General features: G+C 61.1%; 20 protein-coding genes. 6 read left to right on the plus strand and 14 right to left on the minus strand.

Going from position 1 to position 18,737, the window contains the following annotated elements; genetic code table 11:
- Positions 1-5 precede the first annotated feature (5 nt).
- Entirely contained in the window at positions 6-1,244 is a 1,239-nt protein-coding gene (locus tag ROZ37_RS02880) for an NnrS family protein (protein WP_312657339.1), read from the minus strand.
- 84 nt (positions 1,245-1,328) lie between these two features.
- On the opposite strand from ROZ37_RS02880, the gene ROZ37_RS02885 reads away from it, so the two are divergent.
- On the plus strand, positions 1,329-2,018 hold the full coding sequence (locus ROZ37_RS02885; RefSeq protein ID WP_312657340.1) for a Crp/Fnr family transcriptional regulator: 690 nt from the start codon (positions 1,329-1,331) through the stop codon (positions 2,016-2,018).
- A 182-nt stretch (positions 2,019-2,200) separates the two neighbouring features.
- On the opposite strand, the gene ROZ37_RS02890 is transcribed toward ROZ37_RS02885, so the two are convergent.
- On the minus strand, positions 2,201-3,838 hold the full coding sequence (locus ROZ37_RS02890; RefSeq protein ID WP_312657499.1) for an alpha/beta fold hydrolase: 1,638 nt from the start codon (positions 3,836-3,838) through the stop codon (positions 2,201-2,203).
- Positions 3,839-4,298: 460 nt separating this feature from the next.
- Between ROZ37_RS02890 and ROZ37_RS02895 the strand changes: the two genes are divergently transcribed.
- On the plus strand, positions 4,299-4,742 hold the full coding sequence (locus ROZ37_RS02895) for a universal stress protein (protein WP_312657341.1): 444 nt from the start codon (positions 4,299-4,301) through the stop codon (positions 4,740-4,742).
- A 66-nt stretch (positions 4,743-4,808) separates the two neighbouring features.
- Here ROZ37_RS02895 and ROZ37_RS02900 read toward each other — a convergent pair whose 3' ends face one another.
- The 12 genes from ROZ37_RS02900 to ROZ37_RS02955 form a co-directional block, all read right to left on the minus strand.
- Positions 4,809-5,045 carry a hypothetical protein gene (locus tag ROZ37_RS02900; protein WP_312657343.1) on the minus strand — a complete coding sequence of 79 codons (237 nt, stop codon included), beginning with the start codon at positions 5,043-5,045 and terminating at the stop codon, positions 4,809-4,811.
- A 183-nt stretch (positions 5,046-5,228) separates the two neighbouring features.
- Positions 5,229-5,738, minus strand: coding sequence for a FixH family protein (locus ROZ37_RS02905; RefSeq protein ID WP_312657344.1), 510 nt, complete (start codon positions 5,736-5,738; stop codon positions 5,229-5,231).
- Between the two features lie 14 nt (positions 5,739-5,752).
- Positions 5,753-7,183, minus strand: a complete 1,431-nt coding sequence (gene ccoG / locus ROZ37_RS02910) for a cytochrome c oxidase accessory protein CcoG (RefSeq protein WP_312657345.1) — start codon at positions 7,181-7,183, stop codon at positions 5,753-5,755.
- An 81-nt stretch (positions 7,184-7,264) separates the two neighbouring features.
- On the minus strand, positions 7,265-8,167 hold the full coding sequence (ccoP, locus tag ROZ37_RS02915) for a cytochrome-c oxidase, cbb3-type subunit III (protein ID WP_312657346.1): 903 nt from the start codon (positions 8,165-8,167) through the stop codon (positions 7,265-7,267).
- Between the two features lie 3 nt (positions 8,168-8,170).
- On the minus strand, positions 8,171-8,350 hold the full coding sequence (locus ROZ37_RS02920) for a CcoQ/FixQ family Cbb3-type cytochrome c oxidase assembly chaperone (protein WP_312657348.1): 180 nt from the start codon (positions 8,348-8,350) through the stop codon (positions 8,171-8,173).
- 18 nt (positions 8,351-8,368) lie between these two features.
- A complete protein-coding gene (gene ccoO / locus ROZ37_RS02925; RefSeq protein ID WP_312657350.1) occupies positions 8,369-9,001 on the minus strand; it encodes a cytochrome-c oxidase, cbb3-type subunit II in 633 nt (210 codons plus the stop codon).
- A 15-nt stretch (positions 9,002-9,016) separates the two neighbouring features.
- Entirely contained in the window at positions 9,017-10,441 is a 1,425-nt protein-coding gene (gene ccoN, locus ROZ37_RS02930) for a cytochrome-c oxidase, cbb3-type subunit I (protein ID WP_312657351.1), read from the minus strand.
- Between the two features lie 392 nt (positions 10,442-10,833).
- Positions 10,834-11,028 (minus strand): cbb3-type cytochrome oxidase assembly protein CcoS, encoded by a 195-nt coding sequence (ccoS, locus tag ROZ37_RS02935; protein WP_312657352.1) that lies wholly within the window; start codon positions 11,026-11,028, stop codon positions 10,834-10,836.
- Positions 11,029-11,036: 8 nt separating this feature from the next.
- The gene (locus ROZ37_RS02940) at positions 11,037-13,517 is read right to left on the minus strand and encodes a heavy metal translocating P-type ATPase (RefSeq protein ID WP_312657501.1); all 2,481 of its coding nucleotides are present in this window, start codon (positions 13,515-13,517) and stop codon (positions 11,037-11,039) included.
- Between the two features lie 184 nt (positions 13,518-13,701).
- Entirely contained in the window at positions 13,702-14,469 is a 768-nt protein-coding gene (locus tag ROZ37_RS02945) for a 3-hydroxyacyl-CoA dehydrogenase (protein ID WP_312657354.1), read from the minus strand.
- 68 nt (positions 14,470-14,537) lie between these two features.
- A complete protein-coding gene (locus ROZ37_RS02950) occupies positions 14,538-15,143 on the minus strand; it encodes a CoA pyrophosphatase (protein WP_409449923.1) in 606 nt (201 codons plus the stop codon).
- 35 nt (positions 15,144-15,178) lie between these two features.
- Positions 15,179-15,838, minus strand: a complete 660-nt coding sequence (locus tag ROZ37_RS02955) for a TIGR02281 family clan AA aspartic protease (RefSeq protein ID WP_312657358.1) — start codon at positions 15,836-15,838, stop codon at positions 15,179-15,181.
- A gap of 243 nt (positions 15,839-16,081) precedes the next feature.
- Between ROZ37_RS02955 and ROZ37_RS02960 the strand changes: the two genes are divergently transcribed.
- The 4 genes from ROZ37_RS02960 to ROZ37_RS02975 are packed head-to-tail and all read left to right on the plus strand — an operon-like array spanning position 16,082 to position 18,694.
- Positions 16,082-16,474 (plus strand): type IV pilin protein, encoded by a 393-nt coding sequence (locus ROZ37_RS02960; RefSeq protein ID WP_312657359.1) that lies wholly within the window; start codon positions 16,082-16,084, stop codon positions 16,472-16,474.
- On the plus strand, positions 16,465-17,037 hold the full coding sequence (gene pilV / locus ROZ37_RS02965; RefSeq protein ID WP_312657361.1) for a type IV pilus modification protein PilV: 573 nt from the start codon (positions 16,465-16,467) through the stop codon (positions 17,035-17,037). The genes ROZ37_RS02960 and pilV overlap by 10 nt, the downstream gene beginning before the upstream one ends.
- Positions 17,038-17,039: 2 nt before the next feature.
- Positions 17,040-18,209 carry a PilW family protein gene (locus ROZ37_RS02970; RefSeq protein WP_312657362.1) on the plus strand — a complete coding sequence of 390 codons (1,170 nt, stop codon included), beginning with the start codon at positions 17,040-17,042 and terminating at the stop codon, positions 18,207-18,209.
- Positions 18,206-18,694 carry a PilX N-terminal domain-containing pilus assembly protein gene (locus tag ROZ37_RS02975; RefSeq protein ID WP_312657364.1) on the plus strand — a complete coding sequence of 163 codons (489 nt, stop codon included), beginning with the start codon at positions 18,206-18,208 and terminating at the stop codon, positions 18,692-18,694. Before ROZ37_RS02970 ends, ROZ37_RS02975 begins: the two co-directional genes overlap by 4 nt.
- Positions 18,695-18,737: the final 43 nt, after the last annotated feature.

The following is an 18,737-nucleotide window of genomic DNA, read 5'->3' on the forward strand; positions in this document are numbered from 1 at the left end:
CCCGCTCACCCCGGACGGCCGTCGCTGCGCGGACGAAGGTAGACAGGCAGGTAGCGCATCGCCCAGGCGCCGAATACAGCGAGCCACCCGAGTACCGCGGCCAGCATCACGCCCGCCGACGACGCCGGCGGAACGATCTCGGCCAAAATGCGCGTCAGGGCGACTAACTCGAGTCCGAGGAACAGACCCCAGGTCAGACGATCGGCGACGAGCTTGTTGCCCGAATGACCAAGCGTCACGCGCGACACCATCGCGAGGAGCACCGAGGCGAAAAATCCGATTCCGATCGCGTGCAGCGGCGCCAAACCGAGCACGGCATTGCCGGCGAGCGCAGCGACGCTCTGGACCGCCGACATCGCGAACCCGACGCCCAGCCACGCGAATCCGATGTGCAGCATGCCGAGCAGCGGTACGCGCAACGACGGAACCAGCCGCCATTTCCATGAAAGCCACAATGCGATAGCGGCTGCCGGCGCATCCACGATCCACGTAAGCGCGTTTGCACCCGCGATCGAAAGCGCACCGTGCGCGACGGCAGCGCCGATGATGACCGCGATGACCCAGCGCGGGCGAACCATCACATACCCTTCGATGATGTTGCTGGAAAAGAACGGGATCATCCGGTGACATACCGTGAAGAAGACGGGCAGCATGAACCACCAGACCCCGACGTCGATTGCAACACGCCCGAAAATCCCGTTGCCACTGATTGCGAATCCCAGCCAGGCGACAACGGCAAAACCGCCCGCCGCAATGGCGCACCAGACGAGCCTCGCGTGCAATGAGTCCGGGTTGTCGTTGTATGCGACTCGGCGCAGGACCCGACCGACTCCCCACCAACCGACAAGCACGAGCAACAATCCGATAGCCAACAGTCCCGGAACCAATGTCCCGGCAACGGTGACAGCCCAACCCGCGACGAGGAACCGCCAGGGCCACAGCCACATTGACTGCGTGACGTCGTGTTCGCCTTGCCAGCGCGGCATGGCGGTGAGGAGAAAACCGAACATGAAGGGCGGAAACACGCCACCGAGGACTAGCAGCGCATGCATCCACCCGGGCGGCAAGGTCCACGGCAATACCGGCGTTAGCCCGACTCGCGACGCGAGCTCAAGCGCCCAAAGGATGAACGCCACGAGCAACATCACGCCTCCGAGAAAGAACATGGAGCGATGCGGCGCAGCAAACAGGATCGATTGAGCCCGGGGGGCGGGTTGGGTCTGCATCTTTTGAACGTCCTTCATCTCTTGTCGGGCCACGCATCCGCGTGAAGCCGGGCGAAAGTCGCCAGCAGGTTAGAATGTCGTGGTTTTCAGTTGGAGGCAAAGATGCCTACGTCTCAGGTCGACATCCCCACCCTGCTGCGACAGGTTTCGTTTTTCAGCGAGCTATCGAGCGACGACATCGAACGGGTGGTGCGTTACACGCGCGAGCGGCAGCTGGAGAAAGGCGAAGTCCTGTTCCAGCGCGGCGACGCGGTGCACGGCTTCTTTTTCGTCGTTTCCGGACAAGTGAAACTCGCCGTTTCGTCGGCCCAGGGCAACGAGAAAGTCGTCGAGATCATCAGTCCGATGCACAGCTTCGGCGAAGCGGTGATGTTCCTCAACCGCCCGTACCCCGTATTCGCCGAGGCGCTCGTCGCAACGCATCTGCTGCATATCGGTCAGGCCGTGGTCTCGGACTTGATCGACCAGGATTCGACCTTTGCCCGCAAGCTCCTCGCCGGCATGGCTATTCGTCTTCACAGCATGGTCCAGGACGTGGAAACCTATTCCCTGCGTTCGAGCATGCAGCGGGTGATCGGCTACCTGCTGCAGCTGGTCGAAAACCAGGGGCGCTCCGGTGTCCTCGACATCGAACTCCCCACGAGCAAGCAGGTGATCGCGTCGCGCCTGAACCTCACCCCCGAAACGCTTTCCCGGATCTTCCATGATCTCGTCAATGCCGGACTGATTACCGTCCATGGCAAACATATCTCCCTGCAGGACCCGGCCCGCCTCGCCCGTTATCAGGGATAACTGCAGATCACGGTGCTCATGAGAGCCATTCTCGCGAGCAGCGAAGTCTCAAGCCTTGACTCGGGTCAAATCAGACAGGGTGCGTCCGCCGGGAATATGAAACCTTGGGATGCGACACGACACTCGTCGTCGCATCGTGCGGAAGAGCGCGGACGAGCAACAGCGCCGCGCCCGCTCTCCCTTCAACGCTCCAGAACGTAGGTTCCGGGGGCCGGCACCAGCTCCGGAAACTCTTTCGATTGCGCCGGGCGAGCCTGGACGAGCTCGCCGCAGCGCGGCTTCAGCCAGTCCATCCAATCACCCCACCAGCTACCGAGCTGCAGCTCGACGCTCTTACGCCACGCATCCGCATCGTCGGAGCGGTGTGCGTCACCCGCCCGGAACTTTCGCTTCGGCGGATCCACAGGGGGATTGATGATTCCGAGAATGTGCCCGGAGGTCGACAAGACGAAGCGCTTCGGTCCGGTGGTGAAATTATTGACACGAAAAGTCTGCCGCCAGGGAGCTATGTGGTCGTCCTCCGCTGCAACCGCGTAGAGAGGCTCGGTGATCCGTGCAAGATCCAATGGCTCCCCCGCCACGTGCAGCGCGTCGGGTTCGATCAAGCGGTTACGAAGGTAAAGTTCCTTCAGGTACCAGGAATGCATGGCGTACGGCATCCGAGTGGAGTCCATGTTCCAGTACAGCACGTCGAATGCGGGCGGGGTCTCGCCGTACAGCCACCCGTGCACGACGTAGTGCCAGATCAGGCTATTCGACCGGAGCAGCCGGAATCCCGAGGCCATCTCCTTGCCGTCCAGAAATCCGTGTCGTGACATGTTGGCACTGAGATAACGGACACTCGCTTCATCGACGAAAACCTCGATGTCTCCGGGCGCGTGGAAATCGACGAGCGTCGTCAGAAGCGTCCAGTCGCGAACGGGCACGTCCTCGGGCTCGAAGCGCCGGTTCGCCCAGGCCATGTACATCGCGAGTGCGGTCCCACCGATGCAGTAACCCACGGCATGAACCTTTGCCGAACCGGTAAATTGGCGAGCAGCGTCGATGATCGCAGCGAGGCCGTCCTGCAGGTAGGCGTCGAACGTGACATCGCGCATCGACGCGTCGGGATTTCTCCAACTCGTGATGAAGACATCCAGGCCTTGGTCGAGCAGAAACCGGATCATGCTCTTCTTCGGCGTGAGGTCGAGAACGTAGAACTTGTTGATCCACGGCGTGATGATGACGACCGGTTCGGCGTGCACCTGCTCGCGACGCGGGGCGTAATGGATCACTTCCAGCAGGTCATTGCGAAAGATCACCGATCCCGGGGTCGTCGCGAGGTTCTCGCCCACCCGGAAGTCGTCCGGATTCGTCATCCGCACATTGCCTGCCTGCATGTCGTCGAGCATGTTCCTGAAACCGCGGACCAGGCTCTCTCCGTTGCTCTGGAGCGCCTTCCTCATTGCGACAGGATTCGTCCAGAAGAAATTCGTCGGCGCGATCGCGTTGAGCCATTTCCGCCACCAGAATGCAGCCTTCCGACGCTCCTTGCCCGACATTCCCGGCGTGTCGTAGAGCATGTCCTGCATGTTGCGCGTAAACGCCAGGTACCACTCCTTGAGCAGGTCCCAGGTTGGCGCCTCGGTCCAGACCGGATCGCCAAAGCGCGCGTCGTCCTCCTTCGGCCGCACCGGGTCGACACTTGCCAACCCGAGCGCGCGCTGCCACGAGTGCTCCTGAAGGCGCCAAAGGTCGCCCGACAGTTTCAACAGCCGTTCAGCAAGCTCCTGCGGGTGCGCAAGCCACGCCAGTTGGGCATGGACAATCGGAGCCATCATCCCGATCGGGTCGACATTGCCTTCAACGGTGTTGTGAATTTCGCGCAGAGAGCGGCGCAGTACCTGCGGGGGAGTCAATTTCGCCGCGCTTTGCCAACCATTCGATGATTTCACGAGTTTTCCTTCCTTCGTTACCGTCGAAGATCGGCTTGTGTCCGTCCTCGCCGGTCGGATTCGATGATCATGTCTGTTTGCGCAAACCGCCGATATCGTAAACCGGGGCCGAGCGGCCAAGGAATCAACTTGCCTCGAACGGGAATAATGACTTGGGCGCCGCCCTTCGTCGTCCGCCGAAAGCATGAATATCTGTGATACATAGAAATGTTGCAGCGCAGCAAGGATGTTCCTTTTCGCCGCTGCCCCGATTGACGTGGATCAAGCCCGATTCAGGCTACGGCAACACTGTCGGCTGCCCGGGTCGCTATAATCAGTTGTCAATGCGACGATAGGGAGCAGCAAAATGTTCAAGCACATTCTCGTCCCAACCGACGGATCCCCACTCTCCGAGGGCGCGGTTTCCCGGGCGATTTCGTTTGCGAAGGACGCCGGGGCACGGATAACTTTTTTCTATGCGCAACCCGACTTCCCCATGCCCATCTACGGGGAAGGAGCCCTGATCGACCCGACCACACCCGAGCAGTTCTCAAAGTCGGCCGAGGCTGAGGCCAGGAAGATCCTGAACAGCGCGAAATCGGAGGCCGACGCGGCGGGCGTCTCGGCCGATACGGACACCGTCGTAAACGAAGTGCCTTACGAGGCGGTCATCGATGCGGCGGATCGCCACAGTTGTGACCTGATTTTCATGGCATCGCATGGGCGCCGCGGTATTGCCGGCCTACTGCTGGGCAGCGAAACGCAGAAAGTCCTCACGCACAGCAAAGTTCCAGTCCTCGTGTACCGCTGAATCGGCGGGAGTGTCGTCGAGTCGTCGGTGACCTACTCGGTCGCCGGCGATTTCGATTCCCCTCGATCACTGGGGGGCGTTAATGTCTTTGGCGGTTCTCTGGAAGAACAAAGTCGAGAGACTCGACGCGGCACAGGCCACCCAGAAGCCGAAAAATCCGATCGAATAGGTCGCTGTTTCGGAGAGACGGACGGGCTCGCCAAGAAGATAGAGTTCCTGCGGATCGATGAGCGTGAAGAAGACGATCTCGGCAATGCCGGCGACTAGAAACGAAGGCCAAAGTACTTGGATCCATTTCAACATCTCACGTCTCCTTCACGCAGGGGGTTGAAGCTGCTAGGGGCTCAGCTTTGTGTTCCTCTTCCCTCATGTGCCAGAGGGCAAAGCGAATCAAACGTATCGCCATCACGAGGATGAATCGTTGGCATGCTGAGTGGCCCGATATCGGTCGTACACAGCTCTTTCCAAGCCGGGAACCTCTACAGCTTACGAAGCACCAGGCAACATCCTGAGTCGAGTCTCTGTAGGGAGATACACGGTCCCGTTTAAACGCCAGGTACGGGACTCATCTTCTAGCTGTATCAACCAACGCCCGGCTGTCAGCGGTTCAAGCGGACCGGCAAACGTACCGTCCACGAGCTTCAACAGCACGACCTGGTCGTGCCCGCTGCGAGTCGGATGCGAAATCGTCAAAATCACGGTGGGGGGCAAGGGCGTGTCCTGCTTGACGGAGAGTTGCACGCGCGCCTCTTCCGCACTGAGCGACAGATCCGCCGCCAGGCCCAACTCACTTGCCCGTTCGGCGCGTGCAATAGTCGTGTGTATGGTCTTGCCCTGCTGGTAGTAGTCATCAACCACCAGGCCATCCCAGCTTTGAATGGCCAGCCACAACGTAACAGCCCCTGCAGCCACTGCGGACGCCGGGATCGCGATGAGGAACCAGGGCCATCCCTGCCGGTACCAAGGCTCGATGTTTTTCGGGGACGGCGAATGCATGCGAACGGTCTCCACTAGCGCGGCATAAGGAAGGTTGTTTCTTCCTGAACAGAAACACCAGAAACATCCGCTGCCGAAACGTCGAAGGCGATCTCGTTCGATCCCGGCTTTCCGGCATCCGCGGGCACTCTCACTTGAACCGTCACCGACCGGGTCGATGCCGGGGGAATTTCGATCGACTTCACCCCTTCGATACGAGCCCCATCGAGGCCCCATACACCGAGATCGAAGGTCCGCGTCGTCTCGCGCATGTTCATGATCTGCAATTGGTAAACGTTCTCGATCAGTCCGCCTTCGACTTCGCGCGCAAGGGTGGCGCGATCGCGAATGACGTCGACCCGCAGATCGGATCGTCCGGCGAGCCCGAGTATCATCGCCACGCACGCAAGCGCGAGAATTCCTCCGTAAATCAACGTTCTGGGACGCATCACGTGCCCGATGATCTCGCGCCGCCCCCAGTGCTTCTTGACTGCATTTTCGGTCGAATAGCGGATGAGCCCCCTCGGGTATCCCATCTTGTCCATCACCTGATCGCAACCGTCGATGCATGCGGCACAACCGATGCACTCGTACTGCAACCCTTCGCGAATATCGATCCCGGTGGGACAGACCTGCACACAAATGCCGCAGTCGACGCAGTCGCCCTTACCCTGACTGCGCGGATCGATGCCCTTCTTTCGCGGACCGCGCGCCTCGCCCCGCTCCTGGTCGTACGTGACGACCAAGGTGTCCGGGTCGAACATCACACCCTGGAACCGAGCGTAGGGGCACATGTACAGGCATACCTGCTCGCGCATCACACCGGCAAAGAGGTACGTGAATCCGCCGTAAAACAGGATCCAGAAAAACTCCCAGGGCCCGAAACTGAAGGTCGCCGCCGACTGCAGCAACTCGTCGAGCGGAGAGAAGTACGCGACGAACGTGAAACCGGTCCACAAGCCGAACACCGCCCACGCCCCGTACTTCGCGGAGCGCACCGCCAGCTTGCGCGCGCTCATCGGTGCGTTCTCGAGCTTCTTCCGCTGTTTGTGATCTCCTTCGATCTTTTCCTCGATCCACATGAAGATCTCGGTGTAGACCGTTTGCGGACAGGCATACCCGCACCACAATCGGCCGGCGATTGCGGTAAAGAAGAACAGCGCGTACGCGGCGATGATCAGCAGGATCGCAAGGTAAAAGACATCTTGAGGCCAGAAAACCCAGCCGAAGATGTAGAACTTGCGTTCAGCCAAATGAAACAGGACCGCCTGCCTATCGTTCCAAGTCAACCATGGAAGGCCATAGAACAGGATCTGGGTAAACCAGACGAGTGCCCACCGCCAAGTCGCAAACTTTCCGCTGACCGAGCGCACGTGGATTTTTTGCCGAACGGCGTACAGATCATCCGACTGCGACGCCTGATCTTGCGGCGAGGGCGCTCTTCTGAGTGGAACCGGATCACTCATTATGGCTATATCCGTAATTACTAATTTATGAGACTTGATTTCCCCGAGCCGAGGCCCGGGGAACCTTGCTGCTGAAACGAATTACTGTGCCGGTTGATTCGAAAGACCGTACACGTACGCCGCAAGCAACTGCACCTTGGCGTCGCCGAGGAACTCACCAAATCCCGGCATGCGGTTCGTCCGGCCGTTCGCGATCGTCTCCATGATGGTCGTTTCGGAAGAACCGTAGAGCCATGCGTTGTCGGTCAGGTCGGGAGCTCCCATGGCAGGGGTTCCCTTGGCCTCGGGGCCGTGGCATGCGACGCAGTTCTGCTTGAAGAGTTCCGCACCGCGCTGAGCCCGAAGCGAGTCGTGGGCCAGGCCAGACAGCGAACGGACATAATTCGCTGCGTCCTTCACACCATCGGCCCCCAGGGTCGGTCCGAAGGGAGTCATTACGCCAACCCTCCCGTTCGTGATCGTCGCCTTGATCGTTTCCGGCTCACCGCCCCAATGCCAGGCCTTGTCCGTGAGGTTCGGGAAACCCTTCGCACCCCGCGCATCGGATCCGTGGCACTGCGCACAGTAGGTCACGAAGAGACGCTGTCCCATCGCACGCGCTTCGGGGTCGGCCGCAACGGCGGCCACGTCCATACCTTGGTACTTGGCGAAAATCGGCGCATACCGTTCGTCCGCCTTCTTCGTCTCCGCCTGGTATTGGCCTACCGAAGCCCAACCGAGAATCCCCTTGAAGTTGCCAAAACCCGGGTAGAGGATTAGATAGACGACAGCAAAAACCAGCGTCAGCCAGAAAAGGTACAACCACCAGCGCGGGAGCGGGTTGTTGTACTCGGCGAGATTCTCATCCCAGACGTGGCCATGCAACTCGACCGGTCCGGCTTCCCGCTTGTTGTTCGACATCAGCACGAACAGGCAGAACAGCAAGCTCAGGGCCACGAGGCCCATTACGTACATGTTCCAGAAACCGCTAACAAAGTCAGCCATTTTTTATCCTTCCTGAGCCTGCCGGCCGCCCTGTGGCGCCGGCGCATCGTCTTCGGTGAAGGGAAGTCGCGCCGCTTCTTCAAATCCCGCACGAGCAGGCCTGCTATAAGCCCAGAAACAGATGCCCAGGAAACAAATCAAGCTGAGCACAGTGATCAGGGATCGCAAATCGTTGATATCCACGGCGCTTCTCCAACTCGATTACTTGAAGTTCGAAAGTGCGGTGCCAAGGCCCTGCAGGTACGCGATCAGCGCCTGCATCTCGGTCTTGCCTTCGAGCGCGGCCTTCGCACCTGCGATCTCCTCGTCGCTGTAGGGATGGCCTAGCGTACGCAGCACCTTCATCTTCTGCTCGATGTCATCGGTCTGGACGGGGCGCTCCAGCCACGGGAAGGCCGGCATGTTGGACTCGGGCACGACGTCGCGCGGGTTGTTCAGGTGCACGCGATGCCATTCATCCGAATAACGCCCGCCGACACGCTGAAGGTCCGGGCCTGTGCGCTTGGACCCCCACTGGAACGGGCGGTCGTAAATGAACTCACCGGCTACCGAGTAATGGCCATAGCGCTCGGTTTCGGCCCGGAACGGGCGGATCATCTGCGAGTGGCAGTTGTAGCAACCTTCACGCACGTAGATGTCCCGACCCGCAAGTCGGACCGCGTCGTAGGGTTTGACGTCAAGCGGATTTCCGTCGCGGTTGATCGCCGTCGTCGTCGACTTCTGGAAGAACAGCGGAACGATCTCGACGAGGCCACCGACGCTCACCGTCAGCAGCGTCAGCACGATCAGCCAGCCTACGCTGCGCTCGATCACATCATGTTTCGATTGAGCCATGTCACTTCTCTCCGATTAGGCGTGCGCGGTGGCGGGAATCACGACGGGAGCGTCATAGGCCCGGTGACCGGCCATCGTTTTCAGCATGTTGTAGAACATGATGACCATACCGGTAAGGAAGAGCACGCCGCCTGCCAGACGAATCGACCAGAACGGGTAGCTGGCCTTGACGCTCTCAACAAACGAGTAGGTCAAGGTGCCGTCCGCGTTCGTCGCACGCCACATCAAGCCCTGCATCACGCCGGCGATCCACATCGACGCGATATAGAGAACGATGCCGATCGTCGCGATCCAGAAGTGCGCGTTGATCAGTCGCGTGGAATACATCTCGGTCCGGCCGTACATGCGCGGGAGCAGGTAGTACATCGAGCCGATCGTAATCATCGCAACCCAGCCGAGAGCACCGGAATGGACGTGACCGATGGTCCAGTCCGTGTAGTGCGATAGCGCATTTACCGTCTTGATCGACATCATCGGGCCTTCGAACGTCGACATCCCATAGAAGGACAGCGCTGTGATCAGGAACTTCAGAATCGGGTCGGTGCGCAGTTTGTGCCAGGCACCCGACAGCGTCATGATGCCGTTGATCATGCCGCCCCACGACGGTGCGAGGAGGATCAGCGAGAAGACCATGCCCACGGACTGGGTCCAGTCGGGAAGCGCCGTGTAGTGCAGATGGTGGGGGCCGGCCCACATGTACGTGAAGATCAGCGCCCAGAAGTGCACCACCGACAGGCGGTACGAATAAACGGGGCGCTCGGCCTGCTTGGGAACGAAGTAGTACATCATCCCGAGGAAGCCGGCGGTCAGGAAGAAGCCGACCGCATTATGGCCGTACCACCACTGCACCATCGCGTCCTGAACGCCCGCATATGCCGAGTACGACTTGGTGAGCGTGACCGGGAGCGCAGCACTATTGACGATGTGCAGCAGTGCAACCGTCAGGATGAAGGCGCCGAAAAACCAGTTCGCGACGTAGATATGCGACGTCTTGCGCTTCGCGATGGTGCCGAAGAACACGATCGCGTACGAGACCCAGACAACTGCGATCAGAATGTCGATCGGCCATTCGAGCTCCGCGTACTCCTTGCTCGTGGTGTATCCGAGCGGCAACGTCACCGCGGCAAGCACGATGACCAACTGCCAGCCCCAGAACGTGAAGGCTGCCAGCTTGGGAGCAAACAGCGTGGCATGACACGTGCGCTGCACGACGAAGTACGACGTCGCGAAGAGCGCACAGCCTCCGAACGCGAAGATCACCGCGTTGGTGTGAAGCGGACGCAACCTGCCGAAGTGGAACCACTCGCCGACGTTTAGTTCCGGCCATACGAGCTGAGCGGCAACGATCACCCCGACCAGCATGCCGACAATCCCCCATACGACTGTCATGATGGAGAACTGGCGCACGACTTTGTAGTTGTAAGTCGCTTGCGATTGCATGTAACTGCCCCCTTGATGAAAAAACCCTATTGTCGTGCTGGTTATTTGGCCGCTCGTAGGGCCACCAAGTCAAGGGAAAACCGCACTTCCCAGGACCACGCGTTGACGTAGGTCAAAATTATATTGCAGCGCGGGAGCAGATGAAAGAGTTTACGGGGTTTCGGGTAGGGGGAAACGCCAAGGCCGCGAAACGCGTGGACGAAAAAAAAGGGTGCGCATCACACGCACCCCCAACCCCAACAGAGAGACAAAAATACCGTTGCCCGGCTTGCCGCGAGAACACATTGCGTCAAGCGCGAAAACCATGAATAAAGTATGCCCATACCGGATGGAGGGCACTTTGACGAAGATCAACAAAGCTGCTCGATCTCCACGCGACGAACTCCGTTTCCCTACGGACGCGGGTTTTCCGGGGGCGGTGCCCCCTCTTCATCAGCCGTCGGCACGTCCTTGTCGTCGAGAAGCATCCGGTACGCCGGCCCCTCCATATCGTCGTACTGCCCCGACTTCAGCGACCACCAGAAGACTGCGCCGATGACGAACACGAGGACCACGGATAGCGGGACGAGGATGTATAGGCTTTCCATGGGTTCGCTCACTTCGCTTCTGGAACGCGCTGAAGCCGTAGCGCGTTCAGCACGACCAGCAGGGAACTCCCCGCCATGCCGATCCCGGCCATCCATGGCGTGACCAACCCGGCCATCGCCAAGGGCACGGACGTGAAGTTGTAGACGAACGACCACCACAGGTTCTGCCGGATGATTTTCAAGGTGCGCCGGGATATTTCGATCCCCTGCCCCAGCCCCGTGAGATTTTCGCTGAGCAGGACAATATCGGCCTGGTTCCGCGCCAACTCCGTGCCTCCTCCCATCGCGACCGACACATGCGCCTGCGCGAGAACCGGGGCATCGTTCACCCCGTCGCCGACCATCGCAACCACCGCGTCCGGCTCCTTCTGCATCGAAGCGATGTACGCCTGCTTATCCTGCGGACTCATTCCGCCGTGAACGTCCCCGATTCCCAGTTCGCCCGCGATTGCTTCCACCGCCGCGGGACCATCTCCGCTCAGCACCGTCAAGCTCCGCTGCTCGTTCGTCAGCTTCGCCACAAGCCCGGCGGCTTCGCGGCGAGGCACATCCGCGAGGCGAAACAGACCTAGCCACACACTTTCGTCGGCCAAGGCCACCACCGTTCCACCCCGCGCCTCAAGCGTGCCCAGCGCCGGCGGCAGCGATGTTCCCAACTGTGTCGCAATAAAATCGGGCCGCCCGATCGATAGGCGTCTCCCGTCGACCCACCCCTCGACCCCCTGTCCCGTCAACGCAACCACGCGCTCCGCTGCCGGCACGCGTCTGTCTTTCACCGCGCGTCGCAGGCCGGCCGCGATCGGGTGCTCCGACGCCTGTTCGAGTGCCGCCGCCAACACCAGGAGTTCGTCCGATCCGAGCGTTCCCTGCGAACAAATTTCCTCCACTGTCACGCGTCCGTAGGTCAACGTTCCGGTCTTGTCGAACACGAAGCGATTCGCGCGCGCCAGAGTTTCGATTGCATGGCCGCGAGTGATCAGTACGCCGATGCGCGACAGCGTGTCCGTCGCGACGGTCAGCGCGGTCGGCGTCGCGAGCGACAGGGCACAAGGACAGGCGACGACGAGGACCGACACGAACACCCATAACGCACGCTCGGCATCATGGAAATACCATCCGATCCCGGTGGCAGCAGCCAGCACCAGCAGGACGACGACGAAGACGGCGGCGACGCGATCCGACTGCTGGGCGAGACGCGGCTTCTCGGCCGACGCCCTTTCCATCAACTGACGGATCGCTGCGAGACGAGTCGCCTCCCCGACTTGCTCTACCCGAACCAGCAATGGACTCGAAATATTGATGCTGCCGCCGGTCACCGGGCTGCCGTTGGTCTTCGGCACCGGAAGACTCTCGCCGGTCAACAACGCCTCGTTCGCCTCGCTGCGACCGTCGATGACGATTCCGTCGGCCGGCACGATTTCCCCGGGTCGAATGCGCAGCACGTCACCAGTAACAAGTTGAGAAACTGGCACCCGCTCGCTCTCCTGCGCGGGCCAGGCAACGATGCGTTCCGCGAACGCGGGAATCACCTTGCCCAATTCCTCGACGCCGCGCACCGCCTTCTGCCGCGCGATCATTTCGAGGTAGCGCCCGCAAAGCAGGAAGAAGACGAACATCGTCACCGAGTCGAAATACACTTCGCCGGCGCCAGAGAGGGTGGCCCAGATGCTCGCTCCGAAAGCACTGCCGACGCCGAGCGCGACCGGCACGTCCATCCCGAGACGTCGCAGTCTGATGTCGCGCAGCGCGCGCTGGAAAAACGGCGCCGCCGAGTAGAGGACCACCGGCAGCGTCAGCAGAAGGCTCGCCCAGCGCATCAGCAATTCGATGTCGCCGGTCAGCTCGCCCGCTTTCGCGATGTACGACGGAAACGCGTACATCATCACCTGCATCATCCCGAAGCCGGCGACGAAGATCCGCCACAGCATCGAGCGGCGCTCTCGCTGGCTGATCTGCTCCGAGCGCTCCGGGTCGTACGGGTAGGCGCGGTAACCGATCGCTTGGATCGCGGCGAGAATCTCGGAGAGCTTGATGCGTCGCTCGTCCCATCGCACCCGCGCCCGGCGCGTCGCATAGTTGACCTGCGCGATGGAGACGCCCGGCAGACGCGCGACGTGCTGCTCGTTCAACCAAACGCATGCGGCACAGGTGATCCCTTCCAGGATCAGCGACGCTTCACGCTCATGCTCGCCGACCGGCTGTACGAAGCCTTTCTGGAAATCGGGATGATCGAACAGCCCGAGCTCCTGCAACTCGGCCGGCAGCGCCTCCTTCTGCGGTTCCGGCATCGCATCCCGATGCCGGTAATAGTCGGTCAGCCCGTTGTCTACGATCGACTGCGCAACCGCTTCGCACCCGATGCAGCACATGCGCCGAGCGGTTCCTTCGACACTGACATAGTGGCGCGTCTGCTCCGGGACGGGGAGACCGCAGTGGTAGCACTCCTGCTCGTCTCGGATCGTCTCTGCTGCGATTTCAGGAGAACTCATCGGGATGGAGGGTATGGCAGTGGACATTCGCGGAGGTCACCCTCCTGCCGGAGGGGAAAAGCCTTGTAGCACAATTTCCGTGTGGACATGTGCACTGCAGCAAATGTTCGCCGCCAAAACAAGAACGGGACACACCGGTGACCGGTGCGCCCCGCTTACCAACGCCGTTCGACGCCGTGCTTGCTTACTTGGCGGTCATGCGGATCGCGCCATCCAGGCGGATCGTCTCGCCGTTCAGGTACGCGTTCTCGACGATGTGACGAACCAGCGCCGCGTATTCGGCCGGTCGCCCCATACGGGACGGGAAGGGCACCGTCTTGCCGAGCGAATCCTGCACTTCCTGCGGCATGCCCATCAGCATCGGGGTTTCCATGATACCGGGCGCGATCGTCATCACTCGCACACCGAAACGCGCCATTTCGCGTGCGACCGGCAAGGTCAGTCCGACCACTCCCGCCTTGGAAGCGGCGTACGCCGCCTGCCCGATCTGACCATCGTAGGCGGCAACCGAAGCGGTGCTGATGATCACCCCGCGCTCACCTTCGTCATTCGGTGTCGCCTTGCTCATGACCTCCGCCGCGAGCCGCATCATGTTGAAGCTACCGATCAGGTTGACGCCGATCGTCCGCGCGAACGACTCGAGCCGATGCGCTCCTTCGCGCCCGACCACCTTCTCGGCCGGCGCAATACCGGCGCAGTTTACGAGACCGTGGAGTCCGCCGAAACCCGACACGGCGCGGTCGATCGCCGCCTTCGCGCTTGCCTCGTCGGTCACGTCAGTCGGGACGAACGCGGCAGCGTCTCCAAGCTCGCGCGCCATCGCCTCGCCCGCCTCACGATTGACGTCCGCGAGCACGACTCGGCCACCGGCCGCTACGAACATCCTCGCCGTCGCTGCACCCAAGCCCGATCCTGCGCCCGTCACCACAAAAACGCTGTTCTCGATCCTCATCGCCAAGCCTCTCCCTATAGCTTCCGTACGCGTATCGGGCCGCACGATAACGGCAGTTGACGTGAACGTCAACGTAAAGTGGGAGTGCCCTCGCGTCCGAGAAAACGGTACAGCGAGACGAGGATTCCCGCGGTCGCGCCCCAGACGAAATAGTCGCCGTACGGCATCGCGTAATACTCGCGCCAGCGCCCTTTGTACTCCGTGCGGTGGCGCTGATGATTGGCCGGATCGAGAAAATGCGCGAGCGGCACCTCGAAGGCCTCCGCGACTTCGAAGGAATCGAGCTGGAGTTCGAACGGCGGATGGACGATGCCAACCACAGGGGTAATCCGGAACCCGGTCCCCGTGAAGTACTCCGGCAATTCGCCGAGCAGTTCCACCCGGTCCGGCTCGAGCCCGATCTCCTCTTCGGTTTCGCGGAGTGCTGTCATGACCGGGGAGACGTCGGCCTTCTCGACTCTTCCCCCGGGGAAACTGATCTGGCCGGGATGATGATGGAGATGGTCGGTACGCCGCGTAAGCAGCACCGAGAGCGTATCCGTCCGCTCAACGACCGGCACAAGTACCGCCGCCGGCCGGAACTGTCCTTCGTGTCCTCCGGCGTCCTCTCGCACGGGCGCGAGCGCCGGAGTGCCGACGAAGGTCTGTCGCAATCGGTTCGCATCGTATTCCATAGTCCGGCGCGCCTCCTTCGCCACCTAAGTAACCCTCAATAACGCCTGCGCAACACCAGCCGGTCACCGTCCCGTCGCATGTCCATCCGGTTCAGAAAACTCATGCCGAGCAGGACGAAGGGAAGGTCGTTTTCGTGTACAAGACCATCCACACCTTGCACCACAATGTCTCCCACGCGCACATTTTCGAGTCGCACGCGCCACACCTCTGCCAGTCCACTCGCTGTCTGCGACCGGCTGAGGACGCCCCGCCTATAATCGATGCCCGCCCGCTTCGCGTCGGCAGCACCGAGGGAGACCAGGCTCGCGCCGGTATCCACAAGAAATCGAACAGACGCCCCGTTTATGGTTCCGTTCGCCAAATGGTGCCCCTGCGAATCCGCGTAAAGGCTCACTTCCGCCTGCGTGCTTTCATTTTCCGCGAGACGGACGGGAGCTCCTCCAAGCACCACTCGGCGCGAACGGCCATCAATCTCGATTACAGCGGCATCCACGGAGACTCCCAGCAATTTCACGCCATCACGCGTTCGCTCACCGACAGACAGAGTTCTCGGCGTGCTGCCATTAACGACCAGTACCGCTTTACTTCCCAACACACCGACCAGTTCGACTTCCTCCGCGCAAGCTTGCGCGCTGCCGCCGAGAAGTAGCAGGAAAAACAGGCGGAAGGTCGATCGGACGAGAAGGTTCTGCATGGGCGCCATGGCTGCCTGAAGTAGTCTGCCCCGATTCTGCCATAGACCTCGTTCGACACACCCCGCCCTCGCGAAGGCGGCCAGATCGACTGCAACCACTCGTACCTAGAAACGCGTCGCTCGTCGGTCGTCACGCCATCTAACGTGCCCGTTTCATTAAGCTCACTGCAATCGGATGGCTTCTTAATCCGCTCAGCATACAAACACCCGGACGACCGCACCGTGCCCCATCCCCGCCCCCCCATGGACACCGCCTCTCGTGGATTCACGCTGATCGAGCTGATGATCACCGTTGCCATAGTTGCAATCCTGGCATCCGTTGCATACCCGAGTTATCAGCAGTACATCATCCGCGCCAAGCGCGCCGCCGCGCAGGCGGAAATGATGGACATTGCCAATCGACAGCAACAGTTTCTACTGGCGAACCGTAGCTACGCCAGCAAGGCGACACTCGAAGCCAGCGGCTACACGCTACCGACCGAGGTCGGTGCGAATTACTCCTACGACATCGCGCTCGGCGCGGGCGCCGTTCCCTCATTCACCATCACCTTCACTGCGAAGGGCTCCCAGGTGAGCGATGGCGCGCTCGGTCTCACCAGCGCGGGCGTGAAGACGCCGGCAGCCAAATGGAAGTGAGCACCTCCATGCCCGCACGCTCCCAGTCCGGCACGACGATGATCGAGGTGCTCGTCACCATCATCATCCTGGCGCTGGGACTTCTCGGCTTGGCAGGCCTGCAATCACGCCTGCAGATATCCGAGATGGAAGCCTATCAGCGCTCCCAGGCGATCATCCTGCTCAATGACATGGTCAGTCGGATCACCACCAATCGCAACGCAGCTCCCACCTACGTCACCGGCAGCGCGAACCCGGTCGGCGCGGGCATGGATTGTCCGACGTCCACCGACTCGACCAAGAATATCGATATCGGGGAATGGTGCGGCGCTCTGCAAGGTGCGGCGGAAGCCTCGGGCGGGGCGTTGATGGGGGCGATGGTGGGCGGCCGTGGCTGCATAGAGGATCTGGGGGGCAACGAATACCGCGTGAGCGTTGCCTGGCAGGGTCTGGCACCGCTCTCGGCCCCAAGTGACGACTTTGCCTGCGGCAAGAATAGCTACGACACGAGCGGCACGCCCTGTACCGGCGACCTCTGCCGCCGCATCGTCACCACGACCGTCAGGATTGCGACGCTGGACTAGACATGATGATCGCGCACAATCGGCCCGGCACATTCCACGGCTCACCGCGGCGGCGCCAGCAGGCCTTCACCCTCGTCGAGTTGATGGTCGCAATGACCATCGGCCTGCTGCTGATCTCCGCACTGCTTGCCGTCTTCCTGAACGTTTCGCGCACCAATCGCGAGATGGCAAAAACCAACATCCTGATCGAGAACGGGCGTTTCGCCATTCAACTGCTGCAGAATGACCTGATCCACGCCGGTTACTGGGGCGAACTCGACTTCATCGGTGCTGACGACATCCCTCCGGCGGTTCCCGCACCGACGGGGATTCCCGCCGCTTGTTTGGCAGTAGCCAGCTGGACAGCCCAATACAAGGCCAATCTTCTCTCGATCCCCGTGCAGGGCTTTGTCAATGGTACGGATCTTTCGACGTGCGGCGTGACGGGGGTACTGGGAACCAGCGAGGTGTTGCTCGTGCGTCACGCCAACACCTGCGTGCGCGGTGCTGCCGATTGCGACGAAGGCGCAGACACAGGGCCGCACATCCAGATTTCTACCTGCCGCCAGGACACCGATCCTGACCCGAGCCCCTACGTCCTCCAACCCGTGGGGGCCGGCACGCCCTCCCCGGCAACTTTCCCGTTGCGCAAAAAAGCTTGCCCGGCGTCTGCAACGCTTACCGCAGTCGATGCGCCATTGCGCAAATTTGTTTCGCACATTTACTACCTCGCCATGAGCGGAACGCCTTCGCAGCCTACCCTGATGCGGATCTCGATGGAGAACGGCGCCTACGCGAAACCGCAGCCATTCATCGAAGGCATTGAGCAATTCAGGGTCGAATACGGGATCGACGAGAACGGGAAGGACGGACTTCCTATTGACCTGACGACAACGCCTCCAAATCTGGGCGACGGATCAGCCGACCGCTTCATCACGACAGCCCAGTTGGCCGCCGCGGATGCAACTGCAGCATGCAACGTTGCCGGTTCGCGCTGCTTCCTCCTCGCCAATACCGTCGCCGTGAAGATTCATGTGCTCGCCCGAAACCTCGAACCGACACCCGGTTACACGGATAACAAGACCTATCAACTCGGCGCCACGACCGTCGCCGCCGATGGCAATTACAAGCGTCACGTCTTTTCCAGCACCATTCGTCTTGTGAACCCCTCTGGGCGCAGGGAAACGCCATGAACACGCACCCACCCCGGTCGCAACAGGGCGCGACGCTGGTCGTCGGGCTCATCATGCTGGTGCTGATCACACTGATGGTCACCAGTGCCTTCACACTCAGCACCAGCAACCTCAAGTCCGTCGGCAACATGCAGGTGCGCGAAGAGGCGATCGCCGCGGCCAATGTCGCCATCGAACGCACCATCAGCAGCGACGCCATCTTCTTTGCCCCCGCGGCCTCGACGGTTTCAATCCCGCCCTACAGCGTGACCATCGCCGCACCCGTGTGTGTTGCCTCCATCGAGATCAAGTCGGGCACCAGTGCCGACAGCAACCCGAACGTATTGATCGAAGGCGGACCGAGCGGCAGCGGCTCCGCCGCAGGCTACAAGATCACATACTGGGACATCAGCGCCATCGTCGACGATACGACCACCGGTGCCCGGGCGGAAGTGCATCAAGGCATCAAGATCACTTTGCCCTCCAGCCCCGACCCTTGCGCCTGATAGCGCTGCTATCGAATTCCCGCATCCTAGAGTTTCGAATATG

The sequence above is a fragment of the Aromatoleum sp. genome (assembly GCF_032027225.1).
Taxonomy (GTDB): domain Bacteria; phylum Pseudomonadota; class Gammaproteobacteria; order Burkholderiales; family Rhodocyclaceae; genus Aromatoleum.

Bases quoted from the DNA above. Each gene is read 5' to 3' on its own strand.
- ROZ37_RS02880 (WP_312657339.1), bottom strand. From the start codon at position 1,244: ATGAAGGACGTTCAAAAGATGCAGACCCAACCCGCCCCCCGGGCTCAA.
- ROZ37_RS02885 (WP_312657340.1), top strand. From the start codon at position 1,329: ATGCCTACGTCTCAGGTCGACATCCCCACCCTGCTGCGACAGGTTTCG.
- ROZ37_RS02890 (WP_312657499.1), bottom strand. From the start codon at position 3,838: ATGATGGCTCCGATTGTCCATGCCCAACTGGCGTGGCTTGCGCACCCG.
- ROZ37_RS02895 (WP_312657341.1), top strand. From the start codon at position 4,299: ATGTTCAAGCACATTCTCGTCCCAACCGACGGATCCCCACTCTCCGAG.
- ROZ37_RS02900 (WP_312657343.1), bottom strand. From the start codon at position 5,045: ATGTTGAAATGGATCCAAGTACTTTGGCCTTCGTTTCTAGTCGCCGGC.
- ROZ37_RS02905 (WP_312657344.1), bottom strand. From the start codon at position 5,738: ATGCATTCGCCGTCCCCGAAAAACATCGAGCCTTGGTACCGGCAGGGA.
- ccoG (WP_312657345.1), bottom strand. From the start codon at position 7,183: ATGAGTGATCCGGTTCCACTCAGAAGAGCGCCCTCGCCGCAAGATCAG.
- ccoP (WP_312657346.1), bottom strand. From the start codon at position 8,167: ATGGCTGACTTTGTTAGCGGTTTCTGGAACATGTACGTAATGGGCCTC.
- ccoO (WP_312657350.1), bottom strand. From the start codon at position 9,001: ATGGCTCAATCGAAACATGATGTGATCGAGCGCAGCGTAGGCTGGCTG.
- ccoN (WP_312657351.1), bottom strand. From the start codon at position 10,441: ATGCAATCGCAAGCGACTTACAACTACAAAGTCGTGCGCCAGTTCTCC.
- ccoS (WP_312657352.1), bottom strand. From the start codon at position 11,028: ATGGAAAGCCTATACATCCTCGTCCCGCTATCCGTGGTCCTCGTGTTC.
- ROZ37_RS02940 (WP_312657501.1), bottom strand. From the start codon at position 13,517: ATGAGTTCTCCTGAAATCGCAGCAGAGACGATCCGAGACGAGCAGGAG.
- ROZ37_RS02945 (WP_312657354.1), bottom strand. From the start codon at position 14,469: ATGAGGATCGAGAACAGCGTTTTTGTGGTGACGGGCGCAGGATCGGGC.
- ROZ37_RS02950 (WP_409449923.1), bottom strand. From the start codon at position 15,143: ATGGAATACGATGCGAACCGATTGCGACAGACCTTCGTCGGCACTCCG.
- ROZ37_RS02955 (WP_312657358.1), bottom strand. From the start codon at position 15,838: ATGCAGAACCTTCTCGTCCGATCGACCTTCCGCCTGTTTTTCCTGCTA.
- ROZ37_RS02960 (WP_312657359.1), top strand. From the start codon at position 16,082: ATGGACACCGCCTCTCGTGGATTCACGCTGATCGAGCTGATGATCACC.
- pilV (WP_312657361.1), top strand. From the start codon at position 16,465: ATGGAAGTGAGCACCTCCATGCCCGCACGCTCCCAGTCCGGCACGACG.
- ROZ37_RS02970 (WP_312657362.1), top strand. From the start codon at position 17,040: ATGATGATCGCGCACAATCGGCCCGGCACATTCCACGGCTCACCGCGG.
- ROZ37_RS02975 (WP_312657364.1), top strand. From the start codon at position 18,206: ATGAACACGCACCCACCCCGGTCGCAACAGGGCGCGACGCTGGTCGTC.